The following is a 19,486-nucleotide window of genomic DNA, read 5'->3' on the forward strand; positions in this document are numbered from 1 at the left end:
TCAGTAGCCCAGCGTGCGGTCGACAAGGTGCACAAAGGGCTCGCCGGATTCCCCGCGCCGGATGTTTTCGCAAATGACCTGTGCGGCAGTGATCGGGCGGGTCTCGGACGCGATATGCGGGGTCACGGTGACATTCGGATGCGCCCAATAGGGGTGATCGGTGGGCAAGGGCTCGACACGGAACACATCCAGCGTTGCGTGGCCCACCTGGCCCGAGTTCAGGGCATCCAATAGCGCATCATCATCAATCAGCGGCCCGCGTCCCGGGTTGATGATACGCGCACCTTTGGGAAGCAGGGCCAGCGTTTCCGCATTCAGCGCGTTTTCAGTGGCAGGTGTGTCAGGCAGCAACAAGACTACGATTTCGGCATGAGAAAGCGCCTGGCGCAGCCCTTCGGCACCATGCAGGCAGGTTACGCCGGGGATGTTCTTGGCTGTACGGCTCCAGCCTAAGACCCGAAACTCAAGCGCGGTCAGCGCGCGGGCCACGGCTTCGCCCAATGCTCCAAGCCCCAGAATACAAACGTTGCGCTCTTGGGCCAGCGGTGGGATATCTGGGGTCCAGACACCGTCCTGTACCGTGATGTGCCGGTCCATCCCCAGATGGTAGCGCAGAACGTGGCCAACCACCCACTCGATCATGCCTTGCGTCAGGCCGTGATCCACCATCCGCGCCAATGGAACGGTCAGTGTTTCGTTACCCACGATTTTTTCGACACCGGCCCAAAGGCTCAGCACCGCTTTCAGGCGCGTGAAAGGTCTGAAATCCTGTACCCCTCCGTTTGGGGCGTAAACAACGTAATCGACCTGATCCGGTTCGAACTCGGTTCCTAGCTGGACGTCCAGTCCCGCCTCATCAAGATATTGTGTCAGCAGCGGCTGATACACCGGCCAAAGGGCAGGGCGCGCGGAAAACAGGACGTTCACAGACATCAGAGCCCTTTCAGATCAACGGGGGCGGTGAATATGGGCGCTTTGGACGATGCCAAAGGCCGCCATCAGAACCAGCATGGCCGAGCCACCATAGCTGACCATTGGCAGTGGTACACCCACGACCGGGGCCATGCCCATCACCATCGACATGTTGACGGCAAAAAACAGGAAGAAGTTCAGCGCGATACCCAGCGTGACCAGAGATGAAAACCGGTCCTTGGTTGCCAGGGCCGTGACCATGCAGAAAACCAGAATCAAGGCATAAAGGGTCAACAGGGTCGTTCCCCCGACAAATCCGAACTCTTCGGCCAACGTCGTGAAAATGAAATCAGTATGCTTCTCGGGCAGGAAGTTCAGGCGGGACTGCGTGCCTTGCATGAAACCACGCCCGTTCCATCCCCCGGACCCCAAGGCAATCTTGGACTGGGTAATGTGGTATCCGGCCCCCAATGGGTCGGTGGACGGGTCCAGAAAGGTGTCGATGCGCCGAAACTGATAGTCCTTCAATAATTGCCAGTCGGTCCCACGGCTGTTGAACACAGCGGCGATCAGGCCCACGACAGCAGCAATAACGGCGGCAAAATAGGCCCAGTGAACCCCTGCCAGAAACATCAAACCACCTCCTGCGGCCAGAAGCAGGATGGATGTGCCAAGATCGGGCTGTTTCAGAACCAGCAAGGTAGGCAGGATGATCAGGACAACCGGGATAAGAACCCAAAGCGGACGAGACGTTTTGTGCGAGGGAAGCCAGTCGTAATAAGCTGCAAGCAACATGACCAGCGTGACTTTCATGACCTCTGAGGGTTGCAGGCGCATAAACCCAAGGTCGATCCAGCGCTGCGCACCCATGCCGATGGTGCCGAACAGTTCAACAAATACCAGCAATGCCACCGAGCCGAGATAGGCCAGCACCGACATGTTGCGCCAGAACCAGATCGGAACCAGTGCGATGATGAACATCACTGTCAGGCCAAGCCCGAAACGTTCCATTTGCGGCTCGGCCCAGGGCGTCCACGAACCGCCCGCAACAGAATACAGCATCAGAAAGCCCGCGCTGGCGGTGCTGATCAACAGCAATGTCAGCGGCCAGTTCATATACAGAAACTTACGAAACCCCGACGGCGTGGACTTGACGGCATATTCAAGATAGCTCATGCACGGTCCTTTTCATCCGGTCGCGCCTTGGGGCGCTTGTCACCCTCCAGCCGTTTTTGCTGTTCCTTGATGCGTTCGCGGTCGGCGACGGGGTAGGCTTCAAGCGGCGGTGTGCCGTCATAAAGAGCTTGCAGCATGATGTCGCGTGCAACCGGGGCTGCGGCTGTGGACCCGCCGCCGCCATGCTCAACAACCACGGCCACGGCGTATTTTGGGTTGTCATACGGTGCAAAGCAAACGAACAGCGCGTGGTCGCGACGCTCCCACGGCAAGTCCTCGTTTCGGATCACGCCTGCGGCCCGTTCTGCTTTGGTGATGTTTCGAACCTGGCTGGTTCCGGTTTTCCCCGCCATCCGGAACTCATCCGCGATGATGCGGCTTCGATATGCCGTTCCCCGCCTGTCATTCGAGACCGAGAACATGGCCTTGCGGACCTGTTCCAGATTGTAAGAATTAAGGCCCAGTGGTTCTCCGGCGCCCGAGGGTTGTTCAACACCGTCGATCGAGCGCACCAGGCGCGGCGTGACCGCGCGACCGGTGGCGATGCGGGCGGCCATCACAGAAAGCTGCAGCGGTGAAGCCAGCATGAATCCCTGGCCGATGGACGCGTTTGCCGTATCGCCCACAAGCCACTCCTGACCGTGCGCGCGCTGCTTCCATTCCTGATTGGGGGCCAGCCCATCCGCCACCGCCGACATCGGGATGTCATGCTTGACGCCCAGTCCCAAAGTGCGGGCCATGTCGGAGATCTTGTCGATGCCAACCCGCAGAGCCACGTCATAGTAATAGACATCGCAGCTGCGTTTCAGCGAGAGGTTGAGGTCAACCGTCCCGTGCCCACCACGCTTCCAGCAATGGAAGCGACGGCTGCCGACCTTCAGGTGTCCGGGGCAGTACACGGTGTTGCCGGGAGAGACTACGCCAGCTTCCAACGCGGCCAGCGCGGTGACCATCTTGAAGGTCGATCCCGGAGGATAAGTTCCTTGCACGGATTTATTCGCCAGAGGGCGGTACTTGTCTTCTGTCAATGCCCGGTAATCGGCGACCGAAATGCCACGTACAAACAGGTTCGGATCAAAACTGGGTGCCGAGGCGACCGCACGCAAGTCACCGGTCTCGCAGTCTATGACAACTGCGGCTGCACTTTCGCCTGCCAGTCGCGCCTGTGCATATTGTTGCAGATCAGCGTCGATGGACAGTTGCAGGTCTGCGCCGGGTTGTCCTTCCTGCCGGTCAAGCTCGCGCATGACGCGGCCCGTCGCGTTGACCTCGACCCGCTTTGCACCGGCCTTGCCGCGCAGTTCGATTTCCTGCTTGGCCTCAAGGCCAACCTTTCCAATCTGGAACCTTGGAATGCGCAATACCGGCTCAGGGTCTTCTATCTTGCTGAGGTCATAGTCGCTGACCGGGCCAACATAGCCGACGATATGTGCGAAATCCTCGTATCGTGGGTATTGCCGTGTCAGGCCGACCTCGGGCGTTACGCCCGGCAGCGCCGGAGCATTGACCGCAACCTTCGAGATATCCTCCCACGTAACCTGATCCGCCAGCGTCACCGGCAGAAACGGAGCCGAGCGGCGCATTTCAGTCCTCGCGCGCTCGATCTCATCTTCGTTCAGAGGGATCAGTTCCGACAGTTTGGCGATGACTTTTTCCACGTCATCGGCGTCTTCACGCACGATGACGATGCGATAGGAAGGTGAGTTCTGGCCGATGATCTGGCCGTTCCGGTCATAGATACGCCCACGGGTCGGCGGGATAAGCCGGATGTTGATACGGTTTTCTTCGGCCAACAGGCGGTATTCGTCGGCCTGTTCGACCTGCATGAACCGCATTCGTGCCGCCAGACCGCCTATGAACACCGCCTGTAGACCACCCAGCAACAGCGCTCTGCGTGGCAGGCGCTTATAGGCAAGGCCCTGGGATTTGGGTTTACGCTGTTTCATGCCCGGCTTCCCACAGCGCTGACATCAGCAGCGGATATGCGGCGAACCCCCAACGCGCTTTGGCTAAGCAGCACGACCAGCGGGTAGACAGCGACCGTCAGCACAAGCTGAATCACGACCGGCCCCAATGCGGCCTGTTGCACGGACATCACCGATAGTACGACCCTGTTCATCAAAATGACCGCCGTGATCACAATGCCGACAGACATCCATTCTCCGGCAAATCCCGCATCCCTCATACCCAACGCCGCTGACCGCAAATAGGCCGACCCGACTACGGTCAGCGCGGCCAAAAGGCCCGGTGGACGTTGCAGTAGAAAGTCGGCCATCAGCATGACAAGCGCAACCAATACAGTCGGGACGTAATCGGGCCGCCGCAGCACCCAGGCAAAAGTCAGGGCAATCAGGACGTCGGGAAAAGGCCAGCGATCGGGTTGAGCGTCCAACGGCAACAGATGCAGAAACAGTACAGCAAATGCCAGCAAGGCATAAAGGCTGCGCATGGCCCAGATTTGCGAGGCCGGTCTATCCATCGCTGACCTCATCCGGGGTCAGCGCTGCCTCTGGGCGGGTAGGCCCGACGATACTGCCCGGATCCTGAATGGGCGGAGCCGAGTGAAACCGCAGAACCCTAAGAAATTCGAGCCTTTCGAAATCTGCCGACAAGCGGACCCTCAGGCGCCCCCCGGGATCTGCCGCGATTTGACCGATCAGCAGGCCCGCAGGAAAAACGCCGCCATCACCCGAAGTGATCACCCGGTCGCCGGGGCGAACCAACTCGCGGTTTTCAAGAAACTCCACCGCGGGTGCGGGGTTGTTGTCGCCTTTGATCAAAGCGGTCTGGCCAGAAGGCTGAATGGTTGCGGGAATGGCGCTGGTGGCGTCCGTCACAAGGATCACGCGTGCCGTGTCAGGGCCAACACCTGATATCCTGCCGACCAGGCCAATGCCGTCCATCGTGGCCCATCCATCCACGATCCCGTCACGCTCTCCGACATTCAGCAGAACGGATTGCCGGAATGGCGACCCGCTGTCGGCCATGACAACGCCGGTGATGTAGGTCAGACGAGGGTCAAGGCGGACATTGTTCAGATCCAGCAGTCGCGCGTTTTCCTGTTCAAGCTGCAAAGCAGCCTCTTTCCAGGCGCGCATCAGGCGCAGTTCGCTACGCAGTTCCCGGTTCTGCTCGCTCAGGCGCTGATAGCTTTGGAAGTCACGCACCAGATTGACGGCGGCAGTCACGGGGACCATGGCCCATTCCATCGACGGTAAAACCGTATCCACGATTCGCGCGCGGAACCGTTCTACGCGCGGGCTGTCGATGCGCCACAGAAGGAAGATACCAAGCAGGCACAGCACAACGATCCCCAACAATAAGCGGCGCAGGGGGGTCGTATACTCATCGCGCTGTGATCGGTCTTTTGCCACAGGTTACCTTCCCGTGCTGCTCGTGCCGAATTCACCCAATGCTCAAAGGGTGCGCGCCTTAGCTTTCGTAGTCAATCGCGTGGCGCAGCTGTTTTTCGTATTCTAGCGCTTTGCCGGTACCCAAAGCCACACAATTCAGGCTTTCGTCCGCAATGGAAACCGCCAGGCCGGTCTGTTCGCGCAGAGCCAGGTCCAGATCGCCCAGCAGCGCGCCGCCACCGGTCAGCATCACACCACGGTCGACAATGTCCGCAGCCAAGTCGGGGGGCGTTGTCTCAAGCGCGGTCATAACCGCCTCGCAGATCTGTTGCACGGGCTCTGACAGCGCTTCGGCCACCTGGGCCTGGCTGATCTCGATTTCCTTGGGCACGCCGTTCAACAGGTCACGCCCCCGGATATGCATCGACTGACCGCGCCCATCGTCGGGCATCCGGGCGGTACCAATGGTTGTCTTGATACGCTCAGCCGTGGATTCACCAACCAGAAGATTCTGTTGGCGACGCAGGTAGGAAATGATGGCCTCGTCCATCCGGTCACCACCAACGCGGACCGAACGGGCATATACGATGTCACCCAGCGACAGAACAGCAACCTCGGTAGTGCCCCCGCCAATATCAACAACCATGTTGCCGGTCGGGTCGGTGATCGGCATGCCGGCCCCGATTGCGGCCGCAATCGGTTCGGCAATCAGGCCCGCGCGACGGGCACCTGCTGACAGGACCGACTGCCGAATTGCACGTTTTTCGACCGGGGTTGCGCCATGAGGAACGCAGACAATGATCTTGGGTTTCGAGAAGGTCGAGCGTTTGTGCACCTTGCGGATGAAGTGCTTGATCATTTCTTCGGCAGTATCAAAATCCGCGATCACACCTTCGCGCATGGGGCGGATGGCTTCGATCGAACCGGGCGTCCGACCCAGCATCAGCTTGGCATCTTCGCCAACTGCCAGAACTTTCTTCACACCGTCCTTGACGTGGTAGGCCACAACCGAAGGTTCAGACAGGATGACACCGCGCCCCTTGACGTAAACCAGCGTGTTTGCTGTTCCAAGGTCGATAGCCATGTCCGCTGTGAACAGGCCGCCCAGATTGCCAAAGATCCCCATGTTTTCCCTGATCCTGTAATGTCGGTTTTCTACTGCCCGCGACTCGACGGTTCCGGGACGGATGACTTATAGGGTGCCATCACGCCCGGTAAAAGGGCTGATTCCGCGACAATCAGCACCTTTCCGCCTTATTGAATGGGACTTTAGAAGGCAAAATGCTCTCTTATCAACACATTTACCACGCCGGGAATCTGGCGGATGTCCAAAAGCACGCTTTACTGGCGTGGGTGCTGGATTATCTGACACGCAAGGACAAGCCGCTCAGTTATATCGAAACGCATTCCGGGCGTGGGTTGTATCGGTTGGATGCAGACGAATCCATTCGGACAGGAGAGGCAGAGGCAGGGATCGGTCGCGCACAGCGGGAAGGGTGGTTCGGGCCCGACCACCCGATGGCGCAGGTCCTGAAGCAGGTAGAGGCCCGGTACGGCGACATGGCCTATCCAGGATCGCCGATGATTGCTGCGACTATGTTGCGGGAACAGGACAGTTTGCACCTCGCGGAACTGCACCCACAGGAATTTGCGGCCCTGTCGTTGGCGATGTCGCCGTTTGGGGCGAAAGTCTATCAGCAGGATGGGTTCGATCTGGCGCAGTCCTTGCTGCCTCCGGCCCCGCGCCGGGGCATGATGCTGATTGACCCCAGTTACGAGGTGAAAGCCGATTATGACCGCTTGCCCGGCATTATCGCCAAGCTGCACCGCAAGTGGAATGTGGGCGTGATTGCCCTTTGGTACCCGATCCTGACGGACAATCGACATGCTGGGATGACTGCGGCTCTCAAATCGCGAAACTACCCCAAAGCAATTTGCCACGAAGTGACATTCCCGCCTGCGCGTGAGGGGCACCGGATGATTGGGTCAGGTATGTTTGTTGTGAACGCGCCGTTCTGTATCGGCGACGAAATGAACCGCCTTTCCAAGCTTTTCGCGCAGCTTTAGCAGCAGACGAGACGCTGGTCGGGATAAAGCACCCAATCCATCACCGTGGGTCGTGTTGGATTTTCCGGGCAACCAAACTTGCGGTTGCCCGGATGATTTATGCAATCACGTCAGGTCTTTATAGCTGATCTCGCGCGCATCCGCGCCTGGTCCAGCTTTTTCACGGCGCACAATCAGGCGGTTGAGAGCGTGGATATAAGCCTTAGCTGACGCCACGACGGTGTCGGTGTTTGCCGACTGGCCGGTTGCGATCATTCCATCCTCTTCCAGGCGCACGGAAACCGTCGCCTGTGCGTCCGTGCCCTCGGTTACGGCATGAACCTGATAAAGCTGAAGGCGTGCCGTGTTGGGATAAATCGCACGGATCGCCTTAAAGGTCGCATCCACCGGGCCGTCGCCATGTTCAGTGGCGGTTTTGTCCACGCCTTCAACCTCCAGCTCGACCGTCGATTCCGCCTGACCACCCGTGCCGCAAGTCACCTTCATCGAAACCAGTTGCAGGTGGTCGTCAGCCTCGTCCAGCGTCATCAGTGCAATGAGATCGTCGTCGAACACCTCTTTCTTGCGATCTGCCAGATCCTTGAACCGGACAAAGATATCCTTGAGCTGGTTGTCGCCCACCTCAAACCCCAGCGTTTCGAGCTTGTCGCGCAAGGCTGCGCGGCCCGAATGTTTGCCAAGCGGCAAGGATGTTCCCGAAAGACCAATGTCCTCAGGACGCATGATTTCAAAGTTTTCGCGGTTTTTCAGCATCCCGTCCTGATGGATGCCACTTTCATGGGCAAAAGCGTTCTTGCCGACAATCGCCTTGTTGAACTGCACCGGAAAGCCCGAGACCGTCGCAACCCGACGCGAGATGTGCATGATCTTGGTGGTGTCGATGCCAGTGTGCCACGGCATGATATCGTTGCGCGTGCGCAGTGCCATGACAACTTCTTCCAGCGCCGTGTTGCCAGCGCGTTCGCCCAGACCGTTGATGGTGCATTCAATCTGGCGGGCACCACCTGCCACAGCGGCCAGCGAGTTCGCGGTCGCCATGCCAAGGTCATTGTGGCAGTGGGTGGCAAAGATCACGTCATCCGCCCCCGGCACCGTTTCGATCAGACGCTTGATCAGGTCCGCGCTTTCTACCGGAGCGGTATAGCCCACCGTATCCGGGATGTTGATCGTGGTTGCCCCGGCCTTAATTGCGATCTCGATCACCCGGCACAGGTAATCCCATTCGGTTCGGGTCGCGTCCATCGGAGACCACTGCACGTTTTCGCACAAGTTGCGCGCGTGGCTGACCGTTTCGTGGATCTTGTCTGCCATCTCGTCCATCGTCAGGTTCGGGATGGCGCGGTGCAGCGGCGAAGTGCCGATGAATGTGTGAATGCGGTTTTTCTCAGCGTGTTTTACCGCCTCCCAGCAGCGGTCGATATCGGCAAAATTTGCGCGGGCCAGACCGCAGATACGGCTGTTCTTTGACCGCTGTGCAATTTCGGTCACAGCCTTGAAATCGCCTTCGGACGCGATGGGGAAACCGGCCTCGATGATATCGACGCCCATGTCGTCCAGCAGCTCGGCGATTTCGAGCTTTTCGTCATGGGTCATGGTGGCGCCGGGGCTCTGCTCGCCGTCGCGCAAAGTGGTATCGAAGATCAAGACGCGGTCTTGGTCGGTCACGTTGGTCATGGGGTTCTCTTTCTTCTTCTGTCCTAAAGCCTATGGCGCGCTGGCGTCCTCCTCTGAGCGGGCGCGCCGGATGGCACGCTCAGAGGCGGATTAGGATCAGTAGGCCACGCAGCGACGCACCGCGAAGGGCGGTGTCGACACAAGGGATATCTGCGCGGTTGATCATGGGATTGAGGTTATACAGAGCCCGCCGGGAATGAAAAGAACCAATTTGCAATACGCGAACTTCTGGCAACTGCCCTTGTTTCGACCGCCTTGATTGTTTGCACAGCGCCGCTAGCTGATCATGGATGGAAACTGCATTGACAATTGGTGCTTCTGGCGGGATTGGCGCAGCTGTTACCAGGCGGCTGGTTGAGCAGGGCGTTTCGGTTACGCGTTTGTCCCGGTCGGAGGACGGCTTTGACCTGACCGATCCGGACGGGGTGATGCTGAAGCTTGAAAACCTACCAGGTCAGTTTGATCTGATTCTGGTGGCTTCGGGCGCCTTGGAGATAAACGGCGCAGTGCCAGAAAAAACCCTTCGGGCGATTTCAGCCAAAGCCATGATGGATCAGTTTGCGTTGAATGCCGTTGGTCCGGCATTGGTGCTAAGCCACGCGTATCATCTGTTGCCGCGACAAAGACGATCTGTATTCGCGGTGCTGTCGGCGCGGGTGGGATCAATCGGGGATAATCGAACAGGCGGCTGGATCAGCTACCGTGCGGCCAAGGCAGCGGTCAATCAGGTCGTCCGTACTGCCGCGATTGAATTGGCCCGAACACATAAACAGGCGATTTGCGTCGCCATTCACCCCGGCACAGTAAAAACAGAGTTCACGAAGAAATACCTGGGTCGTCATCCTGCCGTCGAACCTGAAGCAGCCGCCGATAACCTGTTGAACGTGATACGCGGGTTAACGCTCGCTGATACAGGAGGGTTCTATGATTGGGCCGGTAAGCGGGTCCCGTGGTGAGCCTTCACCCGTCCGAGGTTCCGGTTGCCTCAGTATTTGCATCAGGGTTGGGTTGCGGGGCAGGGGTGTCAGCGTCGCTCTGCTGGTCCGAGGTCTGATCTGGCAACACGCCGTTTTCCCAGACACCGGTTTCCTCCTGGCCGTTGGCATAGCGCATCGTCCCACTGCCCTGCCGTTTGTTGTCGACAAAGCTGCCCTCATACACGTCCCCGTTCGAGTAGGTGGCGGTACCCACGCCGTTGATTTTTCCGTCCGACCAGTCGCCCGTATACTTGAACCCGGCAGGGGTCACGATTTCCCCTTTGCCGTGCCGTTTTCCGTTCAGGAAATCACCGGTGTAGACCGTGCCATCGGAATAGGTCGCCTTGCCTTTGCCCTGACGCACGCCTTCAACCCAGTCGCCGTCATATACCGAGCCATCTGCGCGCGTAACCACACCCTTGCCGTGGCTTTGCGCGTTCTTGAACTGGCCTTTGTAGATCATACCATTGGTATAGGTGGCCGTGCCCTGACCCTCGATAACACCCGCGATCCATTCGCCTTCATAGGTCGATCCGTCCGGATAGGTGATGCTGCCGTTTCCTTCGGCCAGATCGGCAACGAAATCGCCGACATAGACAGAGCCATCCGGATAGGTCACTTCGCCAAGGCCTTCAATCTGCCCGGCGTTCCAGTCGCCGGTATACACAAAGCCGTCTGTTCCGGTGAACGTTCCTTTGCCGTGGCGGCGGTCGTCGACAAAATCGCCTTCGTACACATCCCCTTGGGCGTGGGTCACTTTGCCCTTGCCGTGACGGCGCCCTTCTAGAAGCTCGCCTTCGTATACGTCACCGTTGGAGTAGGTCAGGTTACCCATCCCGGTGATCTGGTCCCCGGACCAATCCCCTGAATACACCATCCCGTCTGGCATTGTCTGTGTGCCGGTGCCATCGCGCAAACCTGCGTTGACGTCGCCGTCGTAAACGCTGCCGTCGGCATATGTGATCTTTGCTTTGCCCTGCCGTTCACCGTCGACCCAGTCGCCATCATAGATGTATCCGTCGGGAAAACTCAGCACGCCTTTGCCATGTCGCTGGGCGTTCCTGAATTCACCCTCATAGCGCGTGCCGTTCGCGAATTCAGCAATGCCGGTGCCGTTGATTGATCCGTTCGACCAATCGCCATCGTAGCTGCTGCCATTGGCATAGATGATCTTGCCGCGCCCTTCGGGTTGACCCTTGGCGAACATGCCTTCGTAGACTGACCCGTCGGGGTAGTGTGTGGTACCCTGACCCTGAATTTCGCCTTCTACCCATTGCCCGGTGTATTCAAATCCGTTCGGCAGCCGATACGTTCCTGTCCCGTGCCGCAACCCGTTCTCATAAGTGCCTTCATAGACACCGCCAACTTCATCATCCTTGACGATGACGGTCCCGTCCTGCGCGAAAGCAGTGGCCGCTGTCAGGCTCATCCCCGCCGCCAAAATTGAGTTTCGGATCACGTTCATTTCTGGTCCTGTCTGCCCGGTCGTCGCTGGTGATATCTCTTTCGCAAAACTAAGGTACCGTTGCGGGCAGAGCAACGGCTTTTGCCGCATTGGTCTTTTACTCGCGCGGTGATCTGCTAAATGGCAATAGGACTTACGAGGCAAGAGGGCAGCATGGCCGACCGTTTCCGCATCACTCTGGCGCAACTGAACCCGACCGTTGGCGATATCGAAGGCAACGCGGCAAAGGCCGTTGCGGCATGGGAACAAGGCAAAGCAGCGGGCGCGAATCTGGTGGCCTTCCCCGAGATGTTCATCACCGGCTACAACACGCAGGATCTGGTTCTCAAACCGGTATTCCACCGCGCAGCCATGGCTGCGGTCGAAGCGCTGGCCGCAAAATGCGCTGAAGGTCCTGCAATCGCCATTGGTGGTCCCTGGGTCGACGATGGAAAGCTGTACAACGCCTACCTGATCCTGAAGGGTGGCCGGATCACCAGCAAGGTTCTGAAGCACCACTTGCCGAATGAGACGGTGTTCGACGAAGTGCGCTTGTATGATGCGGGTCCATTGGGTGGGCCGTATTCGGTAGGGAATTTCCGGATTGGCAGCCCGATCTGCGAAGACAGCTGGCACCCGGACGTGGCAGAAACGCTGGAGGAAACCGGGGCCGAGTTTTTGTTGATCCCCAACGGGTCGCCTTATTTCCGGGATAAATACGATGTGCGACTGAACCATATGGTCGCGCGCGTGGTCGAAACCGGCTTGCCGCTGATCTACTTGAATATGGTTGGCGGGCAGGATGATCAGGTCTTTGACGGTGCCAGCTTTGGCCTGAACCCGGGCGGGGAACTGGCGTTCCGGATGCCTGTTTTTGACGAACTGCTCTCGCAAGTCGATCTTGAGCGCGGCGAAGACGGCTGGCGGATCGCATCAGGTGAAATCGTGCCTCAACCGGATGAGTGGGAGCAGGATTATCGCGCAATGGTGCAGTCCCTTCGCGACTATATGGGAAAAACCGGTTTCAAGAAGGCGCTGCTGGGCTTGTCCGGCGGGGTCGATTCCGCGCTGGTTGCGACCATTGCGGTCGATGCCATCGGGGCCGAAAATGTCCGCTGCGTGATGCTGCCGTCGGAATACACCAGCCAGGCCTCGCTTGACGATGCCGAGGCGGTCGCCAAAGCGCTGGGCGTGCATTATGACTACGTGCCGATCTCGGACAGCCGCGCAGCCGTCACCAGCACTTTGGCACCGCTGTTTGCAGGGCTGGATGAAGGGTTGACCGAAGAAAACATTCAATCCCGCCTGCGCGGGTTGCTGTTGATGGCGATCTCGAACAAGTTCGGCGAAATGCTGTTGACCACCGGCAACAAATCCGAGGTCGCCGTGGGCTATGCCACGATCTATGGCGACATGAACGGCGGCTATAATCCAATCAAGGATCTGTACAAGACCCGTGTGTTCGAAACCTGCCGCTGGCGCAATGCCAATCACCGAGACTGGATGATGGGCCCTGCAGGCGAAGTGATCCGTCCCTCTGTCATCGACAAACCGCCCAGTGCGGAACTGCGCGAAGATCAGAAAGACAGCGACAGCCTGCCGGATTACCCGGTGCTGGACGGAATACTTGAGATCCTGGTCGATCAGGACGGATCGATCGCGGATTGCGTCGCCGCCGGGTACAACGAAGCAGATGCGCAGCGGGTCGAACATCTGGTCTATATCAGCGAGTATAAACGGTTTCAGTCCGCCCCCGGTACGCGCCTGAGCAACCGCGCGTTCTGGCTGGACCGGCGGTATCCGATTGTGAATCGCTGGCGTGATCGCCCCTGATTGCCGCAATTCGTGCGCTGACTTGGAAACAGTAAAGTTTCCCTCCCTTTGATTGTTTTCCGATTTCTCGTTATGGGCCTGCCACGGGCGCGAAAACCGGCCTCTGACTTGTCGCAGTGACAACTTTCTGCCACATTTTAGCTTGAAAATTGCCCTATGTGGGGCGGGTGCGACGCAATTCTCAAAGTCGCGAGTTGATTTTGATGAAGTGTGACGCATCCGGGGTTGGATGTCTGAGTAAATGGTTTGGTTTTGACATGTATGAGGAATATCAAGGATCGCATCATGCTCTTTTGAAACGGCGGACGATGGAATCTCCGCCGCAGGAGCTGGATGAGGAAAAGCTGGAAGCGGCGATTGCCGGTGTCCTGAATGAACAGCGGCTGTCCGACGAACAGGCAGCGGCGTCGCTTCGGGCTGAGTTTCCAAGCTTGTTGCCGCAGAAGGACGTAACCGCGCAGACCGTGCAAAAAGACACCGGATTGACCGCGAAGCTGCGTCAGAAATGGGCGGAACTGTCCGGCGCAGCGTGATGTGCTGAGGATTTTCGTTGCCATTGGCGTCTGGGCCACAGGCGTAAAAATAGTGCCGACGTTGTGACAATTCGTGTTGCCAAACTTCTGGGTCTTGGTCCCCATACGGGTTCAGGCGACAGAGTATTGCGTATTTATGACGGCACCAAAACCGAACCCCGTAGAATCCGATCTTGCCCTTCCCAAATCTGTTGATGTTGTCGTTGTTGGCGGCGGCATAATCGGCGTTTCAACCGCGCTGGAACTGGCTGAACGCGGCGCTTCCGTCCTTTTGTGCGAAAAGGGGCAGATTGCAGCTGAACAAAGCTCGCGCAATTGGGGGTGGGTGCGTTTGGGCATGCGTGACCCCCGCGAAATTCCCCTGATGCAAGAGGCGTTGCGGATCTGGCAGACCCTTGATGCCCGCCTGGATGGCAATACCGGCTATGCGCAATCCGGCATTCTTTTCGGCGCGTCCGGCAAGCGGGGAGAAGTCAACCTGAAGCGTTGGATGTGCCATGTGGAAGGATTGCAGACCGGGGCAAAAATGGTGTCGGGACGCGAGTTGGCAGAGTTGTTGCACGGGCACGAAACCGGCCTGACATCTGCTCTGTACATGCCGCAGGACGGGCGGGCTGAACCGCAATGGGCCGCCCCGGCCATTGCCGAAGCCGCACGTCGTCTAGGTGCTGTGATCATGACAGGCTGCGCTGTGCGAAGTGTGGACATTCAGGATGGGCGTATTGCTGGTGTATTCACCGAACGCGGCAAGGTCGCCTGCGGGCGCGTGGTTTTGGCGGGGGGTGCGTGGTCGCGTCTGTTTGCGGGTAATGCAGGTATCAACCTGCCGCAGCTTAAGGTTCTGAACACAGTTCTGCGGACCTCTCCGGTGAAAGATGGGCCCGAAACTGCGCTGTGGTCGGATGATTTTGCGATCCGAAAGCGCGCAGATGGCGGGCACACCATCGCGTCGGGACATCAGAACACGGTCGATATCGTGCCAGACAGTTTCCGGCTGGGGTTGCAGTTTCGTTTTGCCTTTGCGCAGGAATGGAAATCCCTGCGTTTTCGCTGGTCAAAACAGTGGGCTATCGAGGCCCGTCAGAACAGAAAATGGTTGCCGACCGACGTGACCCCGTTCGAGCTGTGCCGGGTTTTGGATCCTGAACCTTCGCAGAAGTTTTTGCGACAAGCCTGGGCCAGTGCACGAAAAGGGTTCCCTGCCTTGCAGGACAGTGAAATCGTCCAAAGTTGGGCGGGTATGATTGATGTTACCCCCGACGCCATTCCCGTAATCTCGGGCGTGGATGACATGCCGGGTATGTATATCGCCACGGGCTTTTCCGGCCACGGCTTTGGCATCGGGCCCGGCGCCGGCCGCCTGACGGCTGACCTTGTCACTGATTCAACCCCTTGTGTGGATCCGACCGCGTTCCGCCTGTCTCGGTTCACCGACGGCTCAAAGGTGCGACCGGATCCGGGTTACTAGGGGCTTAGCCCATCATCTGATAGCTGACCGGAACAAAGCGGAAGCCCTCGCCTCGTGTCTCGACAAAGCCCGCGGCAGGGAAGGGCATGTGATAGCCGACCATCGGCACCTTGTCGGCTGCCAGCATGCCAAGAACATTACGGCGCGCGGCTGTCGCGGCGGCCTTGTCCATGTCAAACCGAACCTCCCATTCCGGATGGGCAAAGGACCACACGTAATGGTTGGCCAAATCCGCTGTCAGCAGAAGGCGCTGTCCGTTGCTCTCCAGATGATAGACCGTATGGCCCGGAGTATGGCCGTGGGCCGCAACCGCAGTTATGCCCGACGCCACTTGCTCTCCATCACCGATAAAGCTCATCTTCTCGGCCAGCGGCGTGACTTTTGCGGCCACAAGATCACCGACATTGTTTCCGGCCTCTTGCGCGGACCAGAAATCGTATTCCGTTGCCGAGGTCACATAGCGTGCGTTGGAAAAGGTCGGTGCGCCATCCGTTGTCATGCCGCCAATATGGTCTGGATGCATATGGGTCAGCACGACAACGTCGATCTGATCCGGGCTGACACCTGCATCGGCCAAAGCGGCCTGAATGCCACCCTGCCCCAGACCGGTGTCGAACAACACCAGTTCCGATCCGGTGTTGACCAGTGAGGGGGTGAAGAAGAACTGGGCGGTGTCGGCGGGAATAAAGTTCTCTGCCGAAACCTTTGCGAAGTCTTCATCAGACGCGCCACCGCCAAAGATATCCTTGGCGCCGTCGCGCGGCAGGCTGCCATCCAGCAGGGTCGTGACGGTAAAGTCGCCGACCTTGAAGGATTTGGCGATGGTCGAGTTGGCCTTGGCGTCAGAGCCTGCGGCCAAAACCGGCGCTGCTGCCGTGGCAAACGGCAAGGCGGCAGCAGTTCCCAAGGCGGCACGGCGCGTAAGTTTGATTGTCATTATCGTTCTCCCTGTCAGAACACCTTTAGAAAAACTAGAACGTTGTGAGATTCTGACCAGATGTTACGACATCCACGTAGGGTGCATGGATGAACAATACGTGTTAATTTTTGTTCATGTCGCGATCGCAGAACAAAACCGTTCCAACAGATCAAAGTGTAGAAGATTTCCTTAACTCGGTCCAATCAGAACGTCGGGCCGAAGAGGCGCGCGCTCTGGATGAACTGTTTCGGGCCACCACCGGGTTTGATCCGGTCATGTGGGGCCCGTCGATGATCGGGTATGGCCGTTATCACTATCGCTACGCCTCGGGCCGAGAGGGCGATTTTCTTGCAACCGGGTTTTCCCCGCGCAAGTCGGCGCTGGTGATCTATATCATGCCGGGTTACGCGGATTTTGGCGGCATTCTGGCCCGGTTGGGCAAGCACAAGCTGGGCAAGTCCTGCCTGTACGTGAACACGCTGGCGGATATCGACATGCAGGTTCTGTCGGAACTCATCCGCGCCGGGTTGACCGACCTTGGCAGGATATGGCCCGTGGAACCGCGTTGAATCACCTGATGGATCAAGCGGCGGCTGGACAAAAACGCGCCCATGTGACAAGAGCCGCGCCAACAGGAGACACCCATGAAAACCACCCGTTTTGCCCCGTCGCCCACCGGTTACATCCATGTGGGCAACCTGCGCACCGCCCTGATGAACTATCTGATCGCCCGCAAAGCAGGCGGTACGTTCATCCTGCGCATCGATGACACCGACCCCGAACGCTCGAAAGAGGAATATGTCGATGCCATCAAACAGGATCTTGAATGGCTGGGTTTGCACTGGGATCGTGTTGAGCGTCAATCCGAGCGTTTGGACCGCTACGCCGAAGCGGCTGACAAGTTGCGCGCGATGGGGAGGTTCTATGAAGCGTTTGAGACACCGACCGAGCTGGACCTGAAGCGCAAGAAACAGCTGAACATGGGCAAGCCGCCGGTTTATGACCGTGCCGCGCTGAACCTGTCGGATGCCGAGAAGGATGCGCTGCGCGCCGAACGTGGCAACGGTGTCTGGCGTTTCAAGCTGGATCACGAACGGATCGAGTGGACCGACGGTATTTTGGGCGACATCTCGATCGATGCGGCCTCGGTTTCTGATCCGGTGCTGATCCGTGGTGATGGGCAGGTTCTTTATACTATCGCTTCGGTGGTAGACGACACTGAAATGGGCGTGACTGATGTCGTGCGCGGCTCGGACCACGTGACCAACACTGCGACCCAGATTCAGATCATCAAGGCACTGGGCGGGGATTGCCCGCGCTTTGCGCATCACTCGCTGCTGACCGGCCCGCAGGGCGAAGCTCTGTCGAAACGCCTGGGTACGCTGGCCCTGCGCGATCTGCGCGAACAGGGCGTGCAACCGATGGCACTGCTGAGCCTTATGGCGCGTCTGGGTTCGTCCGATCCGGTCGAACTGCGCTCGGAAATGGCCGAGTTGATCGACGGCTTTGACGTGAGCCGGTTTGGTGCCGCGCCGACCAAGTTCGACGTGCAGGACCTGTTCCCGCTGACCGCGAAATACCTGCAATCGCTGCCGCTGGCGAATGTGGCCGATGCTGTCGCGGATGCCGGGGTGCCTGCTGAGTTGGCCGAGCCGTTCTGGGCCATGGCGCGGGAAAACATTACCACTTTAGCCGACCTTAAAGGGTGGTGGGACCTGTGCCGTGATGGTGCCGAGCCGTTGGTTGCGGAAGAAGATCGCGAATTCATCGCTAAAGCCATGTCGCTGCTGCCCGAAGGCCCGTTTGATGGCGACACCTGGGGAGCCTGGACCAATGCCGTGAAAGAGGCAACAGGGCGCAAGGGGAAAGGTCTGTTCATGCCGCTGCGCAAGGCGTTGACCGGTGCCGAGCGTGGCCCTGAAATGGCTGCGTTGCTGCCACTGTTGCAGGTGATCCGCGCGCGCGGGTAAATCGATACTATTCCAGCAAAAAGGGTCGTGCACAGGCGCGGCCCATATTTATTCCGGCTGTTCAATCCGGGCCGACAATCTGATCAGTCGATCATCAACGAAGTCACGTTCGGCTGGTTTCAGTTGTTGATGTCGTGGGTAACGGGGCTCGGCCCGGTCGTTCAGGATCGGGGCATCCCAGCCGATGGTTGTTGCAAAGAACCGGTCTGCCCCTTCCTCTCCAAATGCCCGTAGATAGCCTTGCACGACAACGTCGATATAACTGAGCAACAAGGGATGGCGGTTGCTGGGCTCGTTATGCCGATCCTGCGGGACGGCGTAGACCGCAATTTCAACTTCATGTGTCAGTGGATGTGAAATCGAATGCGTCGCAGGAATTCGGTCGTACGCCCATTCCCGTTCATCCAGTGCGGCCCAGTCGTTCTTTGGGACATGCGCGATCATTCCCTCAATTTCAGACTCCGGGTCCGGGACAGCTGTCAGGAACGCGACCGGACGCAGATCGGTATGACGCCATGCGCGTTTCCAACCTTTCAGCTTTGCCGGGCGGGGGTCGGGGAAATCATGTGTGGCGAGGTTCACAAGGCTTCCATAGCCAAAGAAATAGGGGTCGGCCATGCGAGAGGTGTCCTTTGGGTCGATTGATGTATGTCAAACCGCTTTTTTCCGCGACATGCAATAAGGCTTCATCTTTTATTCAGGGAGGCCCTCATGCGGATTACCAAACGGACGAATATCGCTGTGCGCCTGTTGATGTATTGCGCCGCACACCCGGACCGGCTGGTCACCAAAGCCGAGATCGCCGAAGTCTGCAACATCTCGGAAAACCATCTGGCTCAGGTGATCAACCAGTTAAGCCAGTTGAATTACCTGAGCACTCAGCGCGGCCGCAACGGCGGTATGTCGTTGGCACGCCCGGCAAGTCAAATCCGGATCGGCGCGGTGTTTCGGCATGTCGAAGGGGCCTTGCCCATCGCCGAGTGTTTTGCGGATGCGGATAACACCTGTCCTTTGACCGATGCCTGTAGGCTGCGGCTGGCATTACAGGATGCGGCGGAAGTTTTTTATGCGTCTCTGGACGAAGTGTCGTTGGATGCGCTGGTTTGTGACAACGACCCGTTGCTGAAGCTGTTGCAGCCGGTGGCCTGCGTACGCTGACC

At 58.5% G+C, this 19,486-nt stretch carries 18 protein-coding genes; 8 read left to right on the top strand and 10 right to left on the bottom strand.

Translation table 11 applies throughout. From position 1 onward, the window contains the following. The 6 genes from ACR0AP_RS10875 to ACR0AP_RS10900 are packed head-to-tail and all read right to left on the bottom strand — an operon-like array spanning position 1 to position 6,567. Positions 1-933 (bottom strand): 2-hydroxyacid dehydrogenase, encoded by a 933-nt coding sequence (locus ACR0AP_RS10875; RefSeq protein ID WP_480483233.1) that lies wholly within the window; start codon positions 931-933, stop codon positions 1-3. 15 nt (positions 934-948) lie between these two features. Beyond that, positions 949-2,088 (bottom strand): rod shape-determining protein RodA, encoded by a 1,140-nt coding sequence (gene rodA, locus ACR0AP_RS10880; protein WP_209506418.1) that lies wholly within the window; start codon positions 2,086-2,088, stop codon positions 949-951. After that, the gene (gene mrdA / locus ACR0AP_RS10885) at positions 2,085-4,034 is read right to left on the bottom strand and encodes a penicillin-binding protein 2 (protein ID WP_480483236.1); all 1,950 of its coding nucleotides are present in this window, start codon (positions 4,032-4,034) and stop codon (positions 2,085-2,087) included. Before mrdA ends, rodA begins: the two co-directional genes overlap by 4 nt. Further along, a complete protein-coding gene (locus ACR0AP_RS10890; protein ID WP_480483238.1) occupies positions 4,031-4,567 on the bottom strand; it encodes a rod shape-determining protein MreD in 537 nt (178 codons plus the stop codon). The genes mrdA and ACR0AP_RS10890 overlap by 4 nt, the downstream gene beginning before the upstream one ends. Then, a complete protein-coding gene (mreC, locus tag ACR0AP_RS10895) occupies positions 4,560-5,462 on the bottom strand; it encodes a rod shape-determining protein MreC (protein ID WP_480506769.1) in 903 nt (300 codons plus the stop codon). Before mreC ends, ACR0AP_RS10890 begins: the two co-directional genes overlap by 8 nt. A 58-nt stretch (positions 5,463-5,520) precedes the next feature. After that, positions 5,521-6,567 (bottom strand): rod shape-determining protein, encoded by a 1,047-nt coding sequence (locus ACR0AP_RS10900; protein WP_039523195.1) that lies wholly within the window; start codon positions 6,565-6,567, stop codon positions 5,521-5,523. A 155-nt stretch (positions 6,568-6,722) separates the two neighbouring features. Here ACR0AP_RS10900 and ACR0AP_RS10905 point away from each other — a divergent pair, with 155 nt between their 5' ends. Next, positions 6,723-7,508 (top strand): 23S rRNA (adenine(2030)-N(6))-methyltransferase RlmJ, encoded by a 786-nt coding sequence (locus ACR0AP_RS10905; RefSeq protein ID WP_480486707.1) that lies wholly within the window; start codon positions 6,723-6,725, stop codon positions 7,506-7,508. Between the two features lie 105 nt (positions 7,509-7,613). Here ACR0AP_RS10905 and ACR0AP_RS10910 read toward each other — a convergent pair whose 3' ends face one another. Continuing rightward, complete coding sequence (locus ACR0AP_RS10910) at positions 7,614-9,182, bottom strand: 2-isopropylmalate synthase (RefSeq protein ID WP_267365497.1); 1,569 nt, start codon at positions 9,180-9,182, stop codon at positions 7,614-7,616. A 290-nt stretch (positions 9,183-9,472) separates the two neighbouring features. Between ACR0AP_RS10910 and ACR0AP_RS10915 the strand changes: the two genes are divergently transcribed. Further along, positions 9,473-10,138 (top strand): SDR family NAD(P)-dependent oxidoreductase, encoded by a 666-nt coding sequence (locus ACR0AP_RS10915; RefSeq protein ID WP_480506770.1) that lies wholly within the window; start codon positions 9,473-9,475, stop codon positions 10,136-10,138. 4 nt (positions 10,139-10,142) lie between these two features. Here ACR0AP_RS10915 and ACR0AP_RS10920 read toward each other — a convergent pair whose 3' ends face one another. Continuing rightward, positions 10,143-11,624, bottom strand: a complete 1,482-nt coding sequence (locus ACR0AP_RS10920) for an MORN repeat-containing protein (protein WP_480506771.1) — start codon at positions 11,622-11,624, stop codon at positions 10,143-10,145. 153 nt (positions 11,625-11,777) lie between these two features. On the opposite strand from ACR0AP_RS10920, the gene ACR0AP_RS10925 reads away from it, so the two are divergent. The 3 genes from ACR0AP_RS10925 (at position 11,778) to ACR0AP_RS10935 (ending at position 15,437) form a co-directional block, all read left to right on the top strand. Then, positions 11,778-13,436, top strand: a complete 1,659-nt coding sequence (locus ACR0AP_RS10925; RefSeq protein ID WP_480506772.1) for an NAD+ synthase — start codon at positions 11,778-11,780, stop codon at positions 13,434-13,436. Positions 13,437-13,744: 308 nt separating this feature from the next. After that, on the top strand, positions 13,745-13,969 hold the full coding sequence (locus ACR0AP_RS10930; RefSeq protein ID WP_245220582.1) for a hypothetical protein: 225 nt from the start codon (positions 13,745-13,747) through the stop codon (positions 13,967-13,969). Positions 13,970-14,105: 136 nt separating this feature from the next. Further along, positions 14,106-15,437 carry an NAD(P)/FAD-dependent oxidoreductase gene (locus ACR0AP_RS10935; protein ID WP_480483250.1) on the top strand — a complete coding sequence of 444 codons (1,332 nt, stop codon included), beginning with the start codon at positions 14,106-14,108 and terminating at the stop codon, positions 15,435-15,437. A 4-nt stretch (positions 15,438-15,441) separates the two neighbouring features. On the opposite strand, the gene ACR0AP_RS10940 is transcribed toward ACR0AP_RS10935, so the two are convergent. Further along, positions 15,442-16,374 carry an MBL fold metallo-hydrolase gene (locus ACR0AP_RS10940; RefSeq protein ID WP_480483251.1) on the bottom strand — a complete coding sequence of 311 codons (933 nt, stop codon included), beginning with the start codon at positions 16,372-16,374 and terminating at the stop codon, positions 15,442-15,444. Positions 16,375-16,490: 116 nt separating this feature from the next. On the opposite strand from ACR0AP_RS10940, the gene ACR0AP_RS10945 reads away from it, so the two are divergent. Then, positions 16,491-16,925: a DUF1801 domain-containing protein gene (locus ACR0AP_RS10945; RefSeq protein ID WP_480506773.1), complete on the top strand. Its 435-nt coding sequence runs from the start codon at positions 16,491-16,493 to the stop codon at positions 16,923-16,925. A gap of 75 nt (positions 16,926-17,000) precedes the next feature. After that, the gene (gltX, locus tag ACR0AP_RS10950; RefSeq protein WP_480506774.1) at positions 17,001-18,326 is read left to right on the top strand and encodes a glutamate--tRNA ligase; all 1,326 of its coding nucleotides are present in this window, start codon (positions 17,001-17,003) and stop codon (positions 18,324-18,326) included. Between the two features lie 48 nt (positions 18,327-18,374). Here gltX and ACR0AP_RS10955 read toward each other — a convergent pair whose 3' ends face one another. Then, positions 18,375-18,944 carry a gamma-glutamylcyclotransferase family protein gene (locus ACR0AP_RS10955; protein ID WP_480506775.1) on the bottom strand — a complete coding sequence of 190 codons (570 nt, stop codon included), beginning with the start codon at positions 18,942-18,944 and terminating at the stop codon, positions 18,375-18,377. Positions 18,945-19,037: 93 nt separating this feature from the next. Between ACR0AP_RS10955 and ACR0AP_RS10960 the strand changes: the two genes are divergently transcribed. Next, positions 19,038-19,484 carry an RrF2 family transcriptional regulator gene (locus ACR0AP_RS10960; protein WP_267366061.1) on the top strand — a complete coding sequence of 149 codons (447 nt, stop codon included), beginning with the start codon at positions 19,038-19,040 and terminating at the stop codon, positions 19,482-19,484. The last annotated feature ends 2 nt before the right edge of the window (positions 19,485-19,486 follow it).

It is taken from the genome of Ruegeria sp. AF7 (genome assembly GCF_056541885.1).